Annotated in this window: 18 protein-coding genes; 7 read left to right on the forward strand and 11 right to left on the reverse strand. The window is 55.2% G+C overall.

Annotated elements, in window-relative coordinates; translation table 11 throughout:
- Positions 1-4: 4 nt before the first annotated feature.
- A complete protein-coding gene (locus VIJ98_RS23525; RefSeq protein WP_323271674.1) occupies positions 5-1,525 on the reverse strand; it encodes an MDR family MFS transporter in 1,521 nt (506 codons plus the stop codon).
- A 79-nt stretch (positions 1,526-1,604) separates the two neighbouring features.
- Here VIJ98_RS23525 and VIJ98_RS23530 point away from each other — a divergent pair, with 79 nt between their 5' ends.
- The 5 genes from VIJ98_RS23530 (at position 1,605) to VIJ98_RS23550 (ending at position 5,600) form a co-directional block, all read left to right on the forward strand.
- Positions 1,605-2,270, forward strand: coding sequence for a TetR/AcrR family transcriptional regulator (locus tag VIJ98_RS23530; protein WP_323271675.1), 666 nt, complete (start codon positions 1,605-1,607; stop codon positions 2,268-2,270).
- 327 nt (positions 2,271-2,597) lie between these two features.
- The gene (locus VIJ98_RS23535; RefSeq protein ID WP_323271676.1) at positions 2,598-3,164 is read left to right on the forward strand and encodes a peroxiredoxin; all 567 of its coding nucleotides are present in this window, start codon (positions 2,598-2,600) and stop codon (positions 3,162-3,164) included.
- A gap of 15 nt (positions 3,165-3,179) precedes the next feature.
- Positions 3,180-4,409, forward strand: coding sequence for a thioredoxin family protein (locus tag VIJ98_RS23540; protein ID WP_323271677.1), 1,230 nt, complete (start codon positions 3,180-3,182; stop codon positions 4,407-4,409).
- Between the two features lie 17 nt (positions 4,410-4,426).
- Positions 4,427-4,984 carry a sigma-70 family RNA polymerase sigma factor gene (locus VIJ98_RS23545; RefSeq protein ID WP_323271678.1) on the forward strand — a complete coding sequence of 186 codons (558 nt, stop codon included), beginning with the start codon at positions 4,427-4,429 and terminating at the stop codon, positions 4,982-4,984.
- On the forward strand, positions 4,971-5,600 hold the full coding sequence (locus tag VIJ98_RS23550) for an NrsF family protein (protein ID WP_323271679.1): 630 nt from the start codon (positions 4,971-4,973) through the stop codon (positions 5,598-5,600). Before VIJ98_RS23545 ends, VIJ98_RS23550 begins: the two co-directional genes overlap by 14 nt.
- A 146-nt stretch (positions 5,601-5,746) precedes the next feature.
- On the opposite strand, the gene yiaK is transcribed toward VIJ98_RS23550, so the two are convergent.
- Together yiaK and VIJ98_RS23560 are read right to left on the reverse strand one after the other, a co-directional pair.
- A complete protein-coding gene (gene yiaK / locus VIJ98_RS23555; RefSeq protein WP_323271680.1) occupies positions 5,747-6,766 on the reverse strand; it encodes a 3-dehydro-L-gulonate 2-dehydrogenase in 1,020 nt (339 codons plus the stop codon).
- A complete protein-coding gene (locus VIJ98_RS23560; protein WP_312665162.1) occupies positions 6,747-8,312 on the reverse strand; it encodes an MFS transporter in 1,566 nt (521 codons plus the stop codon). The genes yiaK and VIJ98_RS23560 overlap by 20 nt, the downstream gene beginning before the upstream one ends.
- Positions 8,313-8,603: 291 nt before the next feature.
- Here VIJ98_RS23560 and yahO point away from each other — a divergent pair, with 291 nt between their 5' ends.
- Positions 8,604-8,873, forward strand: a complete 270-nt coding sequence (gene yahO / locus VIJ98_RS23565) for a DUF1471 family periplasmic protein YahO (protein WP_061719146.1) — start codon at positions 8,604-8,606, stop codon at positions 8,871-8,873.
- Positions 8,874-9,008: 135 nt separating this feature from the next.
- On the opposite strand, the gene VIJ98_RS23570 is transcribed toward yahO, so the two are convergent.
- The 3 genes from VIJ98_RS23570 to VIJ98_RS23580 form a co-directional block, all read right to left on the reverse strand.
- Complete coding sequence (locus tag VIJ98_RS23570; RefSeq protein WP_323271681.1) at positions 9,009-10,145, reverse strand: HlyD family secretion protein; 1,137 nt, start codon at positions 10,143-10,145, stop codon at positions 9,009-9,011.
- Between the two features lie 3 nt (positions 10,146-10,148).
- Positions 10,149-10,463: a DUF3302 domain-containing protein gene (locus VIJ98_RS23575; protein WP_323271682.1), complete on the reverse strand. Its 315-nt coding sequence runs from the start codon at positions 10,461-10,463 to the stop codon at positions 10,149-10,151.
- Between the two features lie 455 nt (positions 10,464-10,918).
- Complete coding sequence (locus VIJ98_RS23580; protein ID WP_323271683.1) at positions 10,919-11,986, reverse strand: SDR family oxidoreductase; 1,068 nt, start codon at positions 11,984-11,986, stop codon at positions 10,919-10,921.
- Between the two features lie 100 nt (positions 11,987-12,086).
- Here VIJ98_RS23580 and VIJ98_RS23585 point away from each other — a divergent pair, with 100 nt between their 5' ends.
- The gene (locus VIJ98_RS23585) at positions 12,087-12,989 is read left to right on the forward strand and encodes a LysR family transcriptional regulator (RefSeq protein ID WP_154157513.1); all 903 of its coding nucleotides are present in this window, start codon (positions 12,087-12,089) and stop codon (positions 12,987-12,989) included.
- 117 nt (positions 12,990-13,106) lie between these two features.
- Here the strand turns inward: VIJ98_RS23585 and VIJ98_RS23590 are convergent, their stop codons facing one another.
- From VIJ98_RS23590 to VIJ98_RS23610, 5 genes are read right to left on the reverse strand one after another with little or no spacing between them, the layout of a single operon-like run.
- A complete protein-coding gene (locus VIJ98_RS23590) occupies positions 13,107-13,757 on the reverse strand; it encodes a methionine ABC transporter permease (protein WP_323271684.1) in 651 nt (216 codons plus the stop codon).
- Positions 13,741-14,841 carry an ATP-binding cassette domain-containing protein gene (locus tag VIJ98_RS23595; protein WP_323271685.1) on the reverse strand — a complete coding sequence of 367 codons (1,101 nt, stop codon included), beginning with the start codon at positions 14,839-14,841 and terminating at the stop codon, positions 13,741-13,743. Before VIJ98_RS23595 ends, VIJ98_RS23590 begins: the two co-directional genes overlap by 17 nt.
- 2 nt (positions 14,842-14,843) lie before the next feature.
- A complete protein-coding gene (locus tag VIJ98_RS23600; RefSeq protein WP_323271686.1) occupies positions 14,844-15,650 on the reverse strand; it encodes a MetQ/NlpA family ABC transporter substrate-binding protein in 807 nt (268 codons plus the stop codon).
- A gap of 20 nt (positions 15,651-15,670) precedes the next feature.
- Positions 15,671-17,032, reverse strand: a complete 1,362-nt coding sequence (locus VIJ98_RS23605; RefSeq protein WP_323271687.1) for an LLM class flavin-dependent oxidoreductase — start codon at positions 17,030-17,032, stop codon at positions 15,671-15,673.
- Complete coding sequence (locus VIJ98_RS23610) at positions 17,029-18,231, reverse strand: SfnB family sulfur acquisition oxidoreductase (protein WP_323271688.1); 1,203 nt, start codon at positions 18,229-18,231, stop codon at positions 17,029-17,031. The genes VIJ98_RS23605 and VIJ98_RS23610 overlap by 4 nt, the downstream gene beginning before the upstream one ends.
- Between the last annotated feature and the right edge of the window lie 8 nt (positions 18,232-18,239).

Raw genomic sequence — 18,239 nt, forward strand, 5'->3', positions numbered from 1 at the left:
AGCGTTAAGCCGCTGCGTCTTTCTTGCGCAGCGGTGATTCCGGCAGAAACAGCGATAGCACAAAGGCCAGCAACATCACGCCCGCCGCCATTTGAAAGGCTGAGTGCACCGCATCGCCAAACACCTGCAAATAGGCTTGTTGTACATCATGCGGCAAACGATGCACCGCTTGCGGATCGAGCGCACGTGGCAGCTCTTTGCCCTGCTCCACCAGCGTGGTTAAACCCGATTTCAGCACCTGACTGAACACCGCGCCAAACAGCGCCACGCCAATCGAACCACCCACCGAGCGGAACAGCGTAACCGACGACGTCGCGACACCGATGCGATCGGGCGTCACGGTGTTCTGCACCGCCAGCACCAGCACCTGCATCACCATGCCCATTCCCATCCCTAACACGCAGGCAAACAGGTAGATATGCCACAGCGGCGCATCGATGGTCAGCGTGGTGAGCAGCGCCATACCGATGGTCGCCAGCAAGGTACCAAAAATCGGGAATAGCCGATATTTACCGGTGCGGCTAATAATGCGTCCGCTGACGATGGAGGTGATCAGCAATCCTCCCATCAGCGGCAGCAGTTGCAATCCGGCTTCAGTGGGCGTTGAGCCTTTTACCACTTGCAGATAGAGCGGTAAAAACGTCACGCTGCCAAACAGCGACATGCCGACAATAAACGCCATTAAACTGGCGAGCGAGAAGCTGCGATTGCGGAACAGCGACAGCGGAATAATCGGTTCCCAGGCGCGGCGCTCCTCATAAATAAAGCCGATCACGCCAATTACACCAAATGCCAGAATGCACCACAGCAGCGGATCGGACCATTCACGCAACGTGCCGCCTTCGCTGGTGAACAGCGTAATGCCCACCAGCGCCAGGCTAAGAAACACCGCGCCCGGATAGTCGATTTCATGCGGCTTACGTTTGTTATCGGTCCTGAACACCGCATTAATGATCACCAGCGCAAACAAACCAAGCGGCAGATTGATGTAGAAAATCCAGCGCCACGACGTATGCTGCACGATAAAACCGCCCAGCAGCGGACCAATCACGGTGGCTAAACCAAATACGCCGCCGAACAGGCCTTGATATTTACCGCGATCTTGCGGTGGAATCACATCGGCGACCGCCGCCATGCTCACCACCATCAAACCACCGCCGCCTAAGCCTTGCAGCGCGCGGGTGAAAATCAGCTGCTCCATATTCTGCGCCAGGCCGCACAGCGCCGAGCCGATCAGGAATAGAATCACCGAGATTTGCAACACGGTTTTACGACCAAACAGATCGCCAAACTTGCCGTACAGCGGCACGACAATGGTAGAAGCCAGCATATAAGCGGTGACAATCCACGACAGGCGATCGAGCCCGCCGAGTTCGCCGACGATAGTCGGTAATGCAGTGGAGACGATGGTTTGATCCAGCGCCGCCAGCAGCATCACCAGTAATAAAGCGCTCATCAGCAGGCGAACGGAAGGAGGATTCTCCTGCCCGCTGCCTGACTGCGGTGCGAGTGTTTGGGGTTTCATAACAGACACCAATTGAAATTAATTAAATACACAATTAATATTGATCACAGTCTGACACGAATCAAGTGAGCGAGTAAAGATGACCGCACGAAAAGTCCCTGCTGACGAAATGGCCAACGCTGCTAAACCTCGCCGTCCTGGCCGCCCACGCGGTGGCGCAATCAACGTGCAGCAGCGCGAACTGCTGCTCGACATCACCTTAGCGCTGTATGCCGAAAACGGCATCAGCGAAACCTCGCTCAACGCGATTGCGCGCAAAGCGGGCGTTAGTCCGGCGATGCTCAATTACTATTTCCAGTCGCGCGAATCGCTGCTGGATATTGTGGTTGAGGAGCGTTTTTTGCCCTTACGCCAGCGATTAGTGGCGCACTTTATGGATGACCCGCGTGACCCTGTCACTACATTCAGCGCTTTTATCCGTGAAGTGGCGGATATCGTCACCACGCACAACTGGTTCGCGCCGCTGTGGATGCAGGAAGTGATGCAAGGTGAAGGCGGTTTAGGGCAGCACATCAAAAAACGCTTTGGTCACGGCGAACGTGATCAGGTAAAAAAACTGATTGAAGGCTGGCAGCAGCAAGGATTACTCAACCCCGATCTGGAGCCACAGCTGCTGATGACCTCGATTCTCAGCCTGGTGCTGGTGCCCTTCACCCGCTTTGCCAACGATCCCGCTTACCACCGCGAAATTATTGTGCAGCATACGTTGAGTTTGTTTTGCAAGGGCATTCAGCCCACTCCGTAGGGTCGCCATTCATGGCGGTATGCTCGTCACTTAAGCGTCTTTCGGTCACCATAAATGGCGACCCTACAAAGGATTGGCGCGTTTTTCGTAGGGTGCGCATTCATGCGCACCTGCATACATATGCAAACTAATGCTTAACTGAGCGGCATTACGCCATGAATGGCGAACTGGAGTTAAGCAAATTTATCCTCTGCAAAGGATAAGTCTGCCTTTATAGCTCGCCTGCAAAAATAATTTTTCACCCCACCGAAACTTTCCTCCCTGCTCCAGCGAACTGAACTTATGAGACATCCAAATCGGAACTCCCATTCATCGCAGGAGCAGAAAATGAAACGCATCAAATCCCTCGTATGTACCCTGACCATGACCGCCGCATTGGGTCTGTCCGCCTTTAACGCCGGTGCCGCATTGCCGGTGGGCGCGAAAGCACCGAACTTTGAACTGCAGGGCGCGTTAGCTGGTAAGCCGTTGACCTTTTCACTGCAAAACGCCTTAAAGAAAGGCCCGGTGGTACTCTATTTCTTCCCGGCAGCGTTTAGCGCAGGCTGCACTATTGAAGCGCACGATTTCGCTGAAGCCACCGATAGCTTCGCCAAAATGGGCGCGACTGTGGTGGGTGTAACCGCCGGTAATACCGATCAGGTCAGTGATTTCTCCAAACTGGAGTGCCGCGATAAATTCACCGTCGCCGCCGATCCCGGCGCGAAAGTGGCGGCACAGTATCAAACCACCATGCAGATGAAAGGCAAAACCTTGTCCGACCGTACTTCGTATGTGATCGCGCCCGATGGCAACATTCTGCTGAGTTACACTGACAGAAACCCGGACACGCACATTGAAAAAGCGATGGCCGCCGTTAAGCAATACGACGCTTCTCACCCGCAAGCTAACTAAGCAAAGAGGCCAGCGATGTTAACCGCCATGCTGGCCGCCTTCATCGGCGGCATCATTCTGAACTTAATGCCCTGCGTGTTTCCGGTGATCTCGCTGAAAGCGCTCGGCCTGTTGCGCCATACCGATAACGCCGCCAGCGCGCGTCGTGAAGGAATGGGCTTTTTACTTGGCGTTGTGGTGACCATGATGGCGCTGGCGGGCATCCTGCTGGCGGCACGCGCCGGTGGCGCCGCGGTTGGCTGGGGTTTCCAGCTGCAATCGCCGCTGGTGATTGCCTTGCTGTCGCTGGTGATCCTCGCAGCCGCGCTTAATCTGCTCGGTGTGTTTGAAGTGGGCTTATCGGTACAACGCGTTGGATCGGTTGACGTCGGCCGCGGTGCCTTTACGCGCTCAGCGTTGACCGGTGCGCTGGCGATTATCGTCGCCACGCCGTGCGCCGCACCTTTTATGGCGAGCGCCATCGGTTATGCGCTGGTTCAGCCGCCCGCGGTCGCCTTAGTGATCTTCTTTGCGCTGGCCATCGGCTTCGCCGCGCCGTTTACGCTGGTATCACTATTCCCGGCGCTGGCTAAATTCCTGCCGCGTCCCGGCGCATGGATGGATGTGTTAAAACGCGGCCTGGCGTTCCCGATGTTTGGTGCTTACACCTGGCTGGTTTGGGTGCTGGCGCAGCAAGCGGGAAGCGCGGCGCTGGCAACCTTACTGGCCGCCTCGGTGATAGTGGCCTTCGCCGGCTGGCTATATGGCATGGCGCAACATCGCCACTTTGCCGGGAAAAGTCACAAGGTGCTGTATGCCGTTACGGCGGTGCTGATCATCGCCGTAATCGCACCGCTTCCTGGCCTTATCAAACCCGGCGCAGGTCTGGCAGGCGATCATCTGACGGCAGAAGTGACCAAAGCCAAATGGACGCCGCAGGCGGTTGAAGCGCAGCGCGGTCACGGTAAAGCGATCTTTGTCGATTTCACTGCGTCCTGGTGCATCACCTGTCAGGTGAATGAGAAAACCTCGCTTTCAACCCAAGCCGTGAAAGATGCCATCGCCAAAACCGGCACGCTGTACATGGTGGCAGATTCCACTAAATTTAATCCGGACGTGGATGACACCATGAGCGAGTTCGGTCAGGGCGGATTACCGATGTATCTGGTTTACCCTGCCGATGGCGGACCGCCGAAAGTGCTGCCGCAGGTGCTGACACCGAGTATTGTGGTGAACGCGCTGAACGAGGCGAGCAAGAAGGCGTAAGAACAACAAGGCGGATTATGCAAACAAGCGATAGCGCGCGCGAAAGTTGGCCCGCGCTAATGGAACAGGCGCAGGCGGGCGATCAGCTCGCCTACACCCGACTGCTGAAAGCGCTGGTGCCGGTGATTCGCGCGCAAACACGCAAACAGATCGCCGATAATGCACTGGTAGAAGATGTGATTCAGGATGTGCTACTGACGGTGCATCGGGTGCGTCACACCTATGATCCTGCCTACCCTTTCTTACCCTGGCTGATGGCGATTATCTCGGCGCGCGCCATTGATGCGCTGCGGCGACGTGGCCGCCATCAGCAGTGGGAAATTAACGACGACGCGATGCCGGAAGTGGCCAGTCCGCCCGATGCACCACAGCAGGAGACGCAGGAAGAGCTGGCCGGCTACCTGCGCCAGCTGCCCTCGCGTCAGCGCGACATTGTCGAACATGTTCATCTGCGCGAAATGAGCCTGACGGAAGCAGCCGCGCATAACAATCTGAGTGTTGCAGCGGTGAAATCGCTGTTGCACCGCGCGCTGACCAATCTGCGCCGTTTTGGAGCCAATCATGACCGATCATGACCTGTTAATTGAAAAACTCGGGCGCGAGATGCGGCCCGTTAAACCGCTGCGATCCACCAGCTGGCGCGTCATCACCTGGCTGCTACTGGCGTTACCTTGTGGCATCGCCGCCAGCTTTTTGGTACAGCGCAGTTTCACCGACTGGGCGCAGCCCGGCGCGTTGCAAGCGATCCTGCAGCTGGTGCTGGCGTTTATCCTCGGCACGCTGGCGATCCGTAGCGCTTTCAACATGAGCATCGCCGGACGCCGCAGTATCAGCTGGAAAGCGCTGCTGCCGATTGGCTTGTTGTGGCTTGGCATGAGCATCAGCCAGATTCCTGGTGAGGTGCCGATCGAACATGACAACGACAGCGCTCGCTGCTTTACCTTTCTGTTGGTGGTGAGCACACCGATGATGGTGCTGATGATCGCCAGCCTGCGCCGCACTCGCGCACTGCATCCAGTGCGCAGCCTGGCGATGGCGGGCTTGGGTGTTTCCTGTATGGCAGTGACGCTGCTGGCGTTTTGCCATCCGGTGCATCTGCATCCGCTGGATTTTGTCATGCATCTGGCGGCGATAGTCACGATAGTGGCGATGACGGTGCTGGTGGGGAAACGTTGGGTGACGTTGCGTTAAATACGGATTAAAACGGGAAATGTAAAATCCTAATGCTCGTTAGTTAAGCGTGAATCGGTCGCCATGAATGGCGACCCTGCAATGGATTGGCGCGTTTTTCGTAGGGTGCGCATTCATGCGCACCTGCATACATATCGAATTAATGCTTAACTGAGCGCCGCCAGTTGCTGGACGTCCTGCCAAACCCCATCATCAACCGGAATCCCTTCAACCCTATTACGCTCACGTGTCGCACGTTGGCGCTGACCGGGCCAGGTGACGTGATTGAATCCCTCCGCAACCTCAGATCCATTCACATACTGCTGAATAGTCTCAGCCAATTGATCGCTGAAATCTCTGCCGCTGAGTTGCGCCGGGTCGAAGACCATAAAGATCTGGCTGGCTCCGGTGCAACTGCCTTGCTGGATAGTGTCAATTTCGGCGGTACAACTTCCGCCTGAAAGTAGAGCGGCCATCGCATCCAGCAAAATTGCCAGACCGGATCCTTTCCAGTAGCCCGTTGGCAGAATACGCATTGATTGCTCGATAGGCGCAGGATCGCTGGTCAAGTTTCCCTGCTGATCAAATCCGCCGGGATACGGCAGTTGTTCCCCGTTCAAACGCGTCACCTGCAGCTTGCCATATGAATACTGCGACATCGCCATATCCAGCACCAACGGCCCTTGCTTCCCGGGTACTGCCATCACAAACGGATTATTGCCGAGTCGGGTATTTTTACCGCCCCACGCAGGCATGCAAGATTCGGTGTTGGTCCAGCAAATTGCGGCCATTCCCTGTTCTGCCGCACGCCATCCATAGGTGCCACCCCGCATCCAATGCGTCGTGTTACGCATCGCTACCAGCCCCATGCCATGTTCACGCGCTAACTCAGTCGCGCGGTCAACGGCCAGAATGGCATTGGTAATGCCCGGCCCGCGCTGCCCGTCCCACACTTCCATCACGGCCAAACTCTTGACGCGTTCCGGCACGGCGTTCGCATCAACCCAACCTTTCTTCAAATAATCAACGAAGCGTGCGACCCGATTCAGGCCATGCGATGGAATGCCGTCGCAGCTGGTTTCGGTATGAATTCGCGCGCATAACGCCGCTTGTTTCGCCCCTAGTCCAGCGTTTAATAACGCCTGCTCAATCGTAGACTGCATAGTTTCAAAGGTGATGCGTGTCATGTTGCTGGTTTCCTTTAGCAGTAAGATTTTCTGCGCGTGGATCGATGCGCTTCATAATGTCGTTCTTGCCCCATAAACTGGCCCACGGCCAGCCGGTTAGTCTTTCTGCGACCGCGCGCGTTTCGGCGGAGGCTTCGGCGGGATTTCCGCCCGCATGGCGGCGCTGAATCTCAGCAATCAGCAGGGCGTGATTGTGGCGGTTCAAACTAAAACCACGGGCGCTAAACAGTCCGACAGTCAGGAAAATTAGCGCACCAATGCCAAATACCAGCGCGATGCCGTGAATGGCTTCGGGAGGCTGACTTACTGCGCCTTTACCCGCAAAACCATAGGATTGCAGTACCAGCCCGACAATAAATAGCGCTACCGCCTGCACAGCTTTGCGTACGAAGGTCATCACGCCAGCAAAGATGCCCTCACGACGCTGGCCGGTTAGCATTTCATCGACGTCCGGAATAAAGCTGTAGATATTCCAGCACACGTACTGGGTACCTGATCGCCCCATTCCCATAACAATCGCTGCGCCCCAAACCATCCACATCTCCGCGCTAATGCCAAACGCATAGAAGCTGATGAACAGCGCCACGCTGATGAGCATCAAATACTGCGCAAGCTTGTAGGCCGCGCCATTACCAATGTGAATACAGAAAGGGATCCAGGCAGCGATGCAGAAGAATTGCACCACCGACATAAAGGTCATGCTGTTGGCGGCATCAATGGCGCTGTGACCCAGCACAAAAATGATGTAATACGCCAACACTGCGCCAAGCACATCAAGCGCCACATAAGCCCCGAGATACATGCCAACGTGTTGACGGAAGGTGCGCACCTGGAAGGTTGAGATCAGTGAGCGGAACAGCGCTTTCATGTCACGTTTGAACTCAACCGGCGCGGGCTTCTCGGTGATCTCGATGGCGCGTTCCCAGGTGAAGAAGTAAAGCCCAAAAATTACGATGGCGAACAGCGTGGCAAAGATGACTGCCATATACAGGAACGATGAGGAGGCGTTATCACCCAGCACTGCAATAATTGCGCCCGGCAGCCAGGCGGCAAGAATGCCGGCTCCCATTGAGAAGAACATGCGCACGCCAGTCAGACGTGAGCGCACGTGGAAATCGTGAGCCATTTCCGCCGCAAGGGTTTCGTAAGGTACGATGACCAGCGTGTAGCAGGCATAGAAAAGGATGTAAGTAGCGAGATAATAGGCGAATCCCATGTCGCTGACCCACATGATGATGTAACTGAAAAACACCAAAGGTGCGCCAATCAGGAAGAAAAAGCCGCGACGACCGAAACGCTGCCCAAGCCGGTTGCGCCAGAAGTTGTCGGTTACGTAGCCCATCAGCGGATCAAAAAATGCATCTAGCAAGCGCGCAAAAGCAATAACTGCACCTGCTTCTGCTGGGCTTAATCCGCCATAGGTGGTGTAGAAATACATCAGCCACAGGCCAAGAATCGTAAAACTTCCGCCACCAAAAACATCGCCGCCGCCATAGGCCAGCATGTTTCTTAATTTGATAGGTTTCTCTTCCGAACGGTTAATCATCAGCAGCACCTTGTCAGGAGTTATGTCTTAAGGATTGACCTTTGATCAACTGCCATACAAGAATGTTTCTGGTATTTTGTGATGACTAACAAAAATTCAGCTGATGAATACGGCTAAATTGTGACCGCAGAGACGTTTCGAAAATTCTAATGAATATGCAGGGTGACGTTGGAATGGATACGAATTATGGGCCAATAAAAAACGTAATGAGTTGCTTCAGGTTGTAAATGTTTCGCTTCTAAACTATACAATAATAGCAACTCATCTTTTTTCTCTAACCCAAGGATCAGTATGAAAAAGTTAATTTTAGGCTTAGTCGTAAGCGCTTTATCATTCAGCTCATTTGCCGCACAACTGATGACCAAGGTCGAGTTTGAAAAAGTAAAAGATCAGTATGTCGAGGTTGGCAACATTTCCACCTCAGGAGAAATGGATGCTGCCAGTGCAAAAGAAGAGCTGTCTAAAATGGCAGATGAGAAAGGCGGCGATATTTATATCGTGACGTCCGCGAATACCAATAACAAAATTTATGGTACTGCAATCGTCTACAAGAAAAAGTAATTTAAAAACTGCCTCAGCATGAATATGACTTATGCTGAGGCAGTCCTTTTCAAATGCAATAACCTTAACGTAGGGTCGCCATTCATGGCGACCGATGCAAGCTTGACTAACAAGCATTAAATAATATCTGTTTTATTAATGGTCAAGATAGAGATAATGAACCCAACTGGTCATGCGCAGCAATACCTTGCGCATCACTGAAACATGCGAAAAGTGATCGGAATAAACAGCAACCTGCGCAAAAATACCATCCGGCAATGCATCGACTGACGCATCAGGATCCAATTCAACCACTGCCAGCACGCCATCAGAACCGGGATCAATGGTTAAAGATTGCAAGGTTCCCTGAGCCTGATAAGTACCGCCCGAAACCACCGGAATAATTCTCAGCAGTTTCGCGCTGAATACTTGCCCCGGTAGCGCATTAAATACCACTTCCGCTTCATCACCGGGCGTTAGACGCAACAATGAATTTTGTCGAAACTGGGCAATAACCTGACGCTTCTGTTCAGGTATAAAAATCATCACTGGGCGCAATGGCAATGATGAGGCGAAAGAACCGGGACGAATTAACACCTGCGTTACGTATCCATCACTCGGCGCACGAATAATCGTTTGATCAAGGTTATATTGCGCCTCTGCTAATTGGGCTCTGAGGCTGACAATCTGTGATTGCTCGCCGCCGACCATGCTATCCAACTGGCTTTTTATCTGCCGTTGTTCAGCAACCGAGCCTTTTACCAAAGCATCCTGCGCGAGATAGTTTTGCCTTGCGTCATCAATATCCTGTTCAGAAAACGGATTTACGCGGGCTTTACTACCGGAAAGATAACGTTGGTAATTTTTATATAACCGGTCTCTTTCAGCACTCACATTTGAGGTATTCGCCAGGGATTCCTCTAATTGTCCACGTAATACCTGAATATTATGGATGGCAGTGACGAGGTCCGCATTCAACCTGTCGACGCGCGCCTTAAACAAGGTTTGATCAAGGCGGAAAAGCATATCCCCTTTCTTAATCCGCATGTTTTGTTTGTCAGTGACTTCAGTGACAATACCGGTCACCTGCGGTGTAACAGGGATGGCGATAACGGCTTTTTGTGCCAGCGAAGTATAGGGATGATTATAATTCATTAACAATATCAGGCCGCTGACCAGCACAATACCGCCTAATGCTGCTGTTGGGACTGTCCATTTATTTACCGGTATTCTGAATATTTTGAAAACGGCCCATGCCAGAGCGACATAGGTCAATATAATCAGTAAGTCCATATGTCACCCCTTCGGAGAATTCCGGTCTGCCGTCACCTTTTGCTCCAACGCCGATATACGTTGTTCCAATGACGCGTTCCTACCTTCCATTCCCCAGCCTCGATCTGGCCGGTAAAGCGTGGCCCAAATCCATAAGAATGGCCATAAGACGTGGAGTGTAAACAGACTTACCCAGCCCGCGACGTGTATTGCATCCGCGTGCGGATGATTACGGGATTTTGCAATGAGATAAGGGATATCGTGCAGCACAATTATCCCGTAAAAGATGACAAGAAAAACAAACACTAAAACCCCAAGCGCAAAGTAGTTAAGAAACATACCAGCCTCGAATTTAAGAGATGCGTAGGATCAATATAGTTCGCATTATTTTTCCTGAACATTTAATTGGCAAAATAATTTATTCAGCGCCCATAATAAATAGCAGGCTATGAATTTAACATGTACAAGATGATTTATATTGTACAACTTAAACTGCAAAAGTGAGGATCGTGACGATAGAAATAAAATCAGTTGAATGAGCATGTTAATGAATAAAAAATCATTAATTACTAATAGGAATATAAAACTAACTTAGGCAGAATGTGACTTAGGTTATTTATATTTTTTCACCTCAACGCGTTTAGTGCAGGTTTTAATGTAAATAGGTGCGCATGAATGCGTACCCTACAAAAAACGCGCCAATCCTTTGTAGGGTCGCCATTCATGGCGACCATTTTACGCTTAACTGACGTGCATTAGCCCCCGGCAAGCCGCCCTTTTCAATCAACAGGACGTTACTGCGGAATAACCTTCTCCGCTTTCAAACGATCAAACAGCTGAGTAAACGAATCCAGCGTTGAACGATAACCGGTGAAGCCCGCTTTTCGGCTCTTACTCATGTCAGTGAAAGCTTCCATCGGACGGCCCAAATCTGCGTCGGTGTGCCACCATGATGCCAGTTTAGTGATATCGGCCTCACGCAACTGATAACGCGCCGCCACTTCGCGCCACGCTTCAGCGGCATCCTGCATGCGACCTTCCAGCGGCATCATCTGCGCCGGATACGCTGCCGCTTCTACGCCAAAATAGTCCGCCAGACGTGGCCACAACCAGTTCCAGCGGAACACATCGCCGTTCACCGCATTGAAGTCCTGATTGGCCGCTTCTGCCGCCGTTGCGGCCCAAAGCAGCTGTTCTGCCAGTAAACCGGCGTCGGTGACATCGGACACACCATTCCACTGCTCGGGCGAACCTGGGAAAATAAACGGCAAACCTTGCTCGCGGCACAGCGTGGCGTACACCGCCAGCGTCTGGCCCATATTCATCGCGTTACCCAGTGCAAAACCGACGATGGAGTGCGGGCGGTGCACGCTCCAGCGATAGCCATATTTCTCCGCACCGGCAAATACTTCATCTTCCTGCGCGTAGTAGAAGTTATCGACCGGCTGACGTCCCTGCTCTTCGCGGAATGGCGTTACCGGCACTGCGCCTTTGCCATAGGCTTCGAATGGGCCGAGATAATGCTTCAGGCCGGTCACCAGCGCCACATGCGATCCATTCAGACGCTCACCCAGCGCTTCAATCACGTTACGCACCATCGCGCCATTCACGCGGATATTCTCTTTCTCATTTTCCTGGCGCGACCAGACGCTAAAGAACAATGCATCCGGCTTCTCTTGCGCCAGCGCAGCCCGCACCGCGTCGGCATCCGTCAGATCGGCGGTCAGGCTGCGGCAACCTTCCGGCACAGCGCCACGTCCGCGTGATAAACCGCTCACCTGCCAACCTTCGCGCTGTAATTTTTCTGCCAGTGCACGTCCAATCACACCGCTGATGCCAACAATCAATGCCTGCTTTTGCATTTCAATTCTCCTCAGTTTCAGTAATGATGAGTTTAATAGAGAATTTAATTCCCATCTCTGGCATTAATTCACGGCATTCACAACCTGAGTTCACGAATCCATGCACGATCAGCGCCTGAAAGATATCGTTCCCTTTGTTGCCAGCGTCGAGAGCGGCAGCTTTGCCGCCGCCGCTGAACGCTTGCATCTTACCGGTTCCGCAGTGAGTAAAAGCGTAACACGGCTGGAAACCCGTCTCGGCTCGCGGCTGCTGGAGCGCACCACCCGCAGCCTGAAACTCACCGATGCCGGTAACGCCTATTACCAAACCTGTTTACGCATTATGGAGGAGCTGGCAGAAGCCGAAGCGGTGCTGGCGGCGCAGCGCACCATTCCTTCCGGACGTTTACGCTTGGCGGTGCCAAACACCTATGGTCGCCTTGGCGTGATGCCGCTGCTGATTCCGTTTTGTCGTCAGCATCCGGATGTAGAGCTCAACCTGGCGTTTTCGGACCGCTTTATCGATCTGTTTGATGAAGGGATTGATGTTGCGGTGCGCATTGGTGGCTCGCCGGACCTGCCCGCCTCGCTGGGCTGTCGTCAGATGGGCCGCGAACGCATGGTGTTTTGCGCGTCACCGGATTATCTGGCGCGCGTGGGTCGGCCCAACAGCGAAGCCGAATTGTTGCAGCATCAGGCGATCATGTATGAACGCGTCGATGGCAGCACCAAGCCGTGGCTGTTTACTACGGAAGATGGCTATCCGCACTGGCGTAACCTGCCGCACCGCATGGCGCTGGGTGATGTGGATGCGCAGATGCAGGCGCTGTGTGCCGGATTGGGCGTGGCGCAGATGCCATCGTGGCTGGTGCGTGAACCGCTGGCGCGCGGCGAGCTGGAGATTATTCTGCCCGAGCAACAGCCGGACGGTTTGGCCTTAACGCTGATCTGGCCGCGCCGCAAGCAGCTGCTACCGAAAGTGGATGCGTTGTTGGCGGCGTTGGAGGGATTACAGATTAGGTAAATCGCGGCCATTTAAACGGTGCGCATAAATGCGCACCCTACGAAAACCCCACATCACCGTCATGCAGATAACGCGCCGTAGGGTCGCCATTTATGGCGACCTCGCCAAACACCGCACCTAACGATGATTCAACCTGCGCGACAACCTGTCACCAAAAAACTGCAGCACTGTCACCAACGCCACCAGCACCACAATCACAGTCAGCATCACCTGCATATCAAAACGCTGATAACCGTAGCGATACGCCAGATCCCCCAACCCACCCGCGCCAATCGCGCCGGCCATTGCCGAGGCGTTAATCATCGTCACCAGCGTAATGGTAAACCCGCTGACAACGCCGGGCCGCGCTTCGGGCAGCAGCACATGCCAGATAATATGCCAGCGATGAAACCCCATCGCCTGCGCCGCTTCGGTCAGCCCTTTATCCACTTCGCGCAGGCTTACCTCGGCGATGCGCGCGAAGAACGGCGTCGCCGCCAATGTCAGCGGCACCACCGCCGCCCACACGCCGTAGGTGGTGCCGACGATCCAGCGGGTAAATGGAATCAGCGCCACCATCAGAATTAAAAACGGAATCGAGCGGAACAGGTTCACCACCCAGCCCAGCACGCGATTCAGCAGCGGGCTCGGGAACAGATCGCCGCGTCCGGTTACCACCAGAATCACCGCCATCGGTAATCCGAGCGCCAGCGCCAGCAGCGACGACACGCCGACCATCAGCAGCGTATCCAGCAGCCCAATCCATAAACGATCAATAGCCAGTGACATAGCCCGGTATCTCCAGTTGGTCCGCAATCGGGATTAACAGCGTCTGCGCGGCGTCCGCGTCATGCTGTGCATCGAGCAGCAGCAATATTTGCCCGGTCGGTTTGCTATCCACCCACTCCACCGCGCTATAAATAAGCGTCAGCTCCCCGCCAACCCGCGCACTCAGCGTCGCTAAATCCGGCTGCGCGCCTTGCCCGGTGTAGCGCAAGCGCACCAGCAAGCGTGAATCGCCATGCTGACGCGTCGGCGTCAGCAGCGGTTGAATCGCTTCCGGCAGCGCGCTGAACTGCGGGTTAAGCAGCTGTCGCGTAGTTTCTTGCTGCGGATCGCTATACACCTGCCACACCGGCCCGCGCTCAATGATTTCGCCCTGATCGATCACCGCCACCTGATGACAGAGATCGTGTACCACATCCATTTCATGGGTAATCAGCACGATGGTGATGTGCCGCTGTTGATTGATCTTTTTCAGCAGCGCCAGAATCGAACGCGTGGTTTCCGGATCGAGCGCCGACGTGGCTTCATCACACAGCAGCAGTTCCGGATCGTGCACCAGCGCGCGCGCAATGCCGACGCGCTGCTTCTGCCCGCCGGACAATTGTGCAGGCCAGGCGTGCTGGCGCTGCTCAAGGCCCACCAGCGCCAGCAGTTCATCCACTTTGCGCCGTCGCTCGGCCGCAGGCACGCCCGCCACTTTCATCGGCAGCTCGATGTTTTCCCGCACCGTTTTCGCCGACAGCAAATTGAAGTGCTGGAAAATCATGCCGGTACCGCGTCGCCAATCCACCAGTTGACGATCGTTCAGCGTGCCGAGATCAATCCCGTCAATCACCACCTGACCGCGAGTGGGATTTTCCAGCCGATTGAGGCAGCGGATCAGCGTGGATTTACCCGCGCCGCTGCGCCCAATGATGCCGAAAATCTCACCGCGCTTAACCTGCAGATCCACCTCCCTCAGCGCGTCCTGAGTTTGTCCGGGATAGCGTTTACTCAGACCACGAATCTGCACGTGGATTTTCCCTGCCGTCTCGGCCGTCGGTGATAGCAACGCATCGCGCTCGCCGGGTAGCGTCAGGCTCACCATATTTACTGGCTCCAGCCCGGCTGATACAGCTTGCCGTAGAAGTCATCAAGTTTGGCGCGCACCACCGGCGAATGTTGATAGATATCAACGAACTTCGCCAGGCGCGGATCGTTCTGATGACCGTCACGGATCACGAACTGAATCACGTATTCCGGATGCTCAAGGCCATCAAACAGCAGCGCACTGTTCGGATCGATGGTCTTCGACAGACGCAGATAGTGTGGATAACCCTGCGCTAAATCGACTTCATCCAGCGAACGCGACAGCTGCACCGCCTCCACTTCAATAATCTTCAGATGCTTCGGATTGCTGACGATGTCATCCACGGTAGATTTGAGGCCCGCGCCTGGTTTTAAAGTAATCAGCCTGGCTTTTTGCAGCAGCAGCAGGCCGCGCGCGCCATTAATCGGATCGTTGGCAATCGCCACCGTGCCGCCATCAGGAATCTGGTCAATTGCGGTATGTTTCTTTGAATAGAGGCCAATGTTATTGATGATCGCTGGCGCGAACGGCACCAGATGGAATCCGCCCTGCTGATTGGCGTTCTCAAGGAACGGTTTGTGCTGGAACAGGTTCACATCGATATCACCGTTTTCCACGCTGACGTTCGGCGCGGTCCAGTCGGTGAATTCCACCAGCTCAACGTTTAACCCTTGTTTCTTCGCCTCGGCAACGGCGGTTTCCAGCGGCGGTGCAAAGGCGGCGGTAGTGCCGACTTTCAGCGGTCCGCTGTAGTTTTCGGCGGCGACGGCGCTAAACGCCAGCAGAGCAGCGCTGGCAGCCAGCGCAAAATGACGTGCAATGTTCATATCAGATCCCTGAGGTTAAATTAACGAAGGTTAACGCCGTCGCGCCAGCGCGCCGCCGGATGGCGATCGGGCAAGCGGTCCTGCTGTTGAAAAATTTTGTGGCGAAGCGAACCGGGCTGATACGCGGTCTTGAAGCGGCCGCGCTGCTGTAATTCCGGCACCACCAGATCGATGAAATCGCGGTAGCTCTGCGGATTGAGGATGCGCGTCAGGTTAAAGCCGTCGATATCACCTTCATCGATCCACGTAATCAGCGCATCCGCGACCTGGCTCGGATTGCCGACGATCAGCGGATAACGGCTGCCCATCGCGTGCTGCTCCAGCAAACGACGGCGCGTCCAGCCGCTGAAAGCTTTGCTCACTGATTCAATGGCGCGCGTGTCGCCGGTCTGAATCGGCTCATCGAGTTCGAACGCCGCCAGATCCAGGCCAATCGAGCTAGAGAAGTGCGCGATACCCGCTTCCGGGCTGGCGTATTCGAGGTAGCTTTTATGCTTCTCCTGCGCTTCGCGTTCGGTTGGCGCGACAATCACGCTGACGCCCATAAAGATGCGCAGATCGTCAGGATGGCGTCCGGCAGCCACCGCCGCCTGGCGCAGGCGCGTGGATTGCTCGCGCATTGCGGCAGGTGACGCGGCATTGACAAAGCTGCACTCGGCGTGACGTCCGGCGAACTGCACGCCGCGCGCCGAGGAACCGGCCTGGAACAGCAGTGGCGTGCGCTGCGGCGACGGGCTGCTCAGGTGATAACCCTGCACCTGATAAAACTCGCCCTGATGATTGATTTGATGGATTTTGCTGGCATCGGCGTAGCGCCGATGGGCTTTATCCTGCACCAGCGCGTCGTCCTGCCAACTGCCTTCCCACAGCTTGTAAGTGACATCGAGAAACTCATCGGCCTGATCGTAGCGGCGGTCGTGCGCCAGCAGCTGTTGCTGCCCCATGGCACGTGCGGCGCTATCGAGATAACCGGTGACGATATTCCAGCCGATGCGCCCTTTGGTCAGGTGATCGAGCGTGGAGAGGCGGCGCGCGAACGGATACGGCGCTTCATAACTCAGGTTGGCGGTAACGCCAAAACCCAGATGCTGCGTGACACTGGCCATGCCGGAAATCAACATCAGCGGATCGTTGACCGGCAGCTGAATCGACTCTTTAGCGGTCAGGCCAATGCCTTGCTGATAGACGTCATACACGCCGAGAATGTCGGCGATAAACAGCCCATCAAACAGCCCGCGCTCCAGCAACCGCGCCAGATCCAGCCAGTAATCCAGCGAGTTGAAATCCACCGAACGATCCTGCGGATGCGTCCACATACCGTGATGAATATGCCCAACGCAGTTCATATTGAAGGCATTAAGCAGAATCTGTTTTTGACTCATATCGTCCCCCGACGCGGCGGAAACACGCCATTCAGCAGGTAGTTGCCGATTGCCGGATATTTCCAGCGCACCGGATCGTGCAAGGTGTGGGTACGCGCATTGCGCCAGTGGCGGTCGAAGTTGTGCTCGCGCAGGCTGGAACGCGATCCGCCGAGTTCAAACAGCAGATTGCTGGCCTCCAGCGACACTTCCGTGGTCCAGGCGCGCGCCTTCGCCACTTCCACCGACGCCAGCGCCACGTTTTCAGCACTGGGATCGCGCTGCGCGACGTCAACCGCATCACCGGCAATCGCCAGCAGTGCATCGCCGGCGCTCAGACGTGCGGCCAGACGACCGGTGCGATCGAGCGTCAGCGGATCGTCGCTGGCGCGTTCGACGCCGCTGTCCGTCCACGGCCGCGCGCGCTGACGCAGGAAATCGAGCATGTCGTCAAACGCCGCCCGCGCAATGCCCTGATCGATAGCGGCATGCATAATCTGCGCAAATGGCCCAACGGTGCTCGGACGCTCAAACGCCGTCTGGAATGGCACCACATCTTCCGGCGCAATCGCTACGTCGCGGAACTGCACGCTGCCGCTGCCGGTGGTGCGCTGACCAAAGCCGCTCCAGTCATCAATCACGTTGACGCCGTGCTGATGGCGCGGCACAAACACCAGCTGCTCTTTGCCGTCATCGGCAATCGCCAGCGTCGGAATGCGGTCGGCATACAGCGCGCCGGTGCAGTAAAACTTGTTGCCATTGAGGCGCAATCCTTCTGCCTGCTGCGAAACCGCCGTAGAACGTTGATGCGCGGCGGGCGAACTGAATTCCGCCAGCGCATTACCGTGATGCACACCTGCCAGCACTTCTGCGTAGAGCCGCTTTTTCTGCGCCTCGCTGCCGTTGATGCGCAGCACTTCCAGCGCGTAAAAATGGTTCTGCGGCACCTGACCAATCGAACCGTCGGCGGCGCTCAAAAGCACGAAAATCCCAGCCAGTTCGGCGGTAGAAATCTCAATGCCGCCAAAGTCACGCGGAACGGTGATGGCGCCGAGTCCGGATTGAAACAGCTGCTGTAACTCGATGTGCGGCAGTTCACGTTCGCGGTCGCGCTGGGCAGAACCAGCACGAAAACGTTCCGCCAGCTCCTGCGCGACCTGCAACGCCTGCTGGGCATGAGTGATGCGCGTCGCGCGCTGTTTGGGCGATACCTGCGTCATGGTTGCTC

This window comes from Pantoea sp. S18 (genome assembly GCF_045689705.1).
Taxonomy (GTDB): Bacteria; Pseudomonadota; Gammaproteobacteria; order Enterobacterales; family Enterobacteriaceae; genus Pantoea; species Pantoea symbiotica.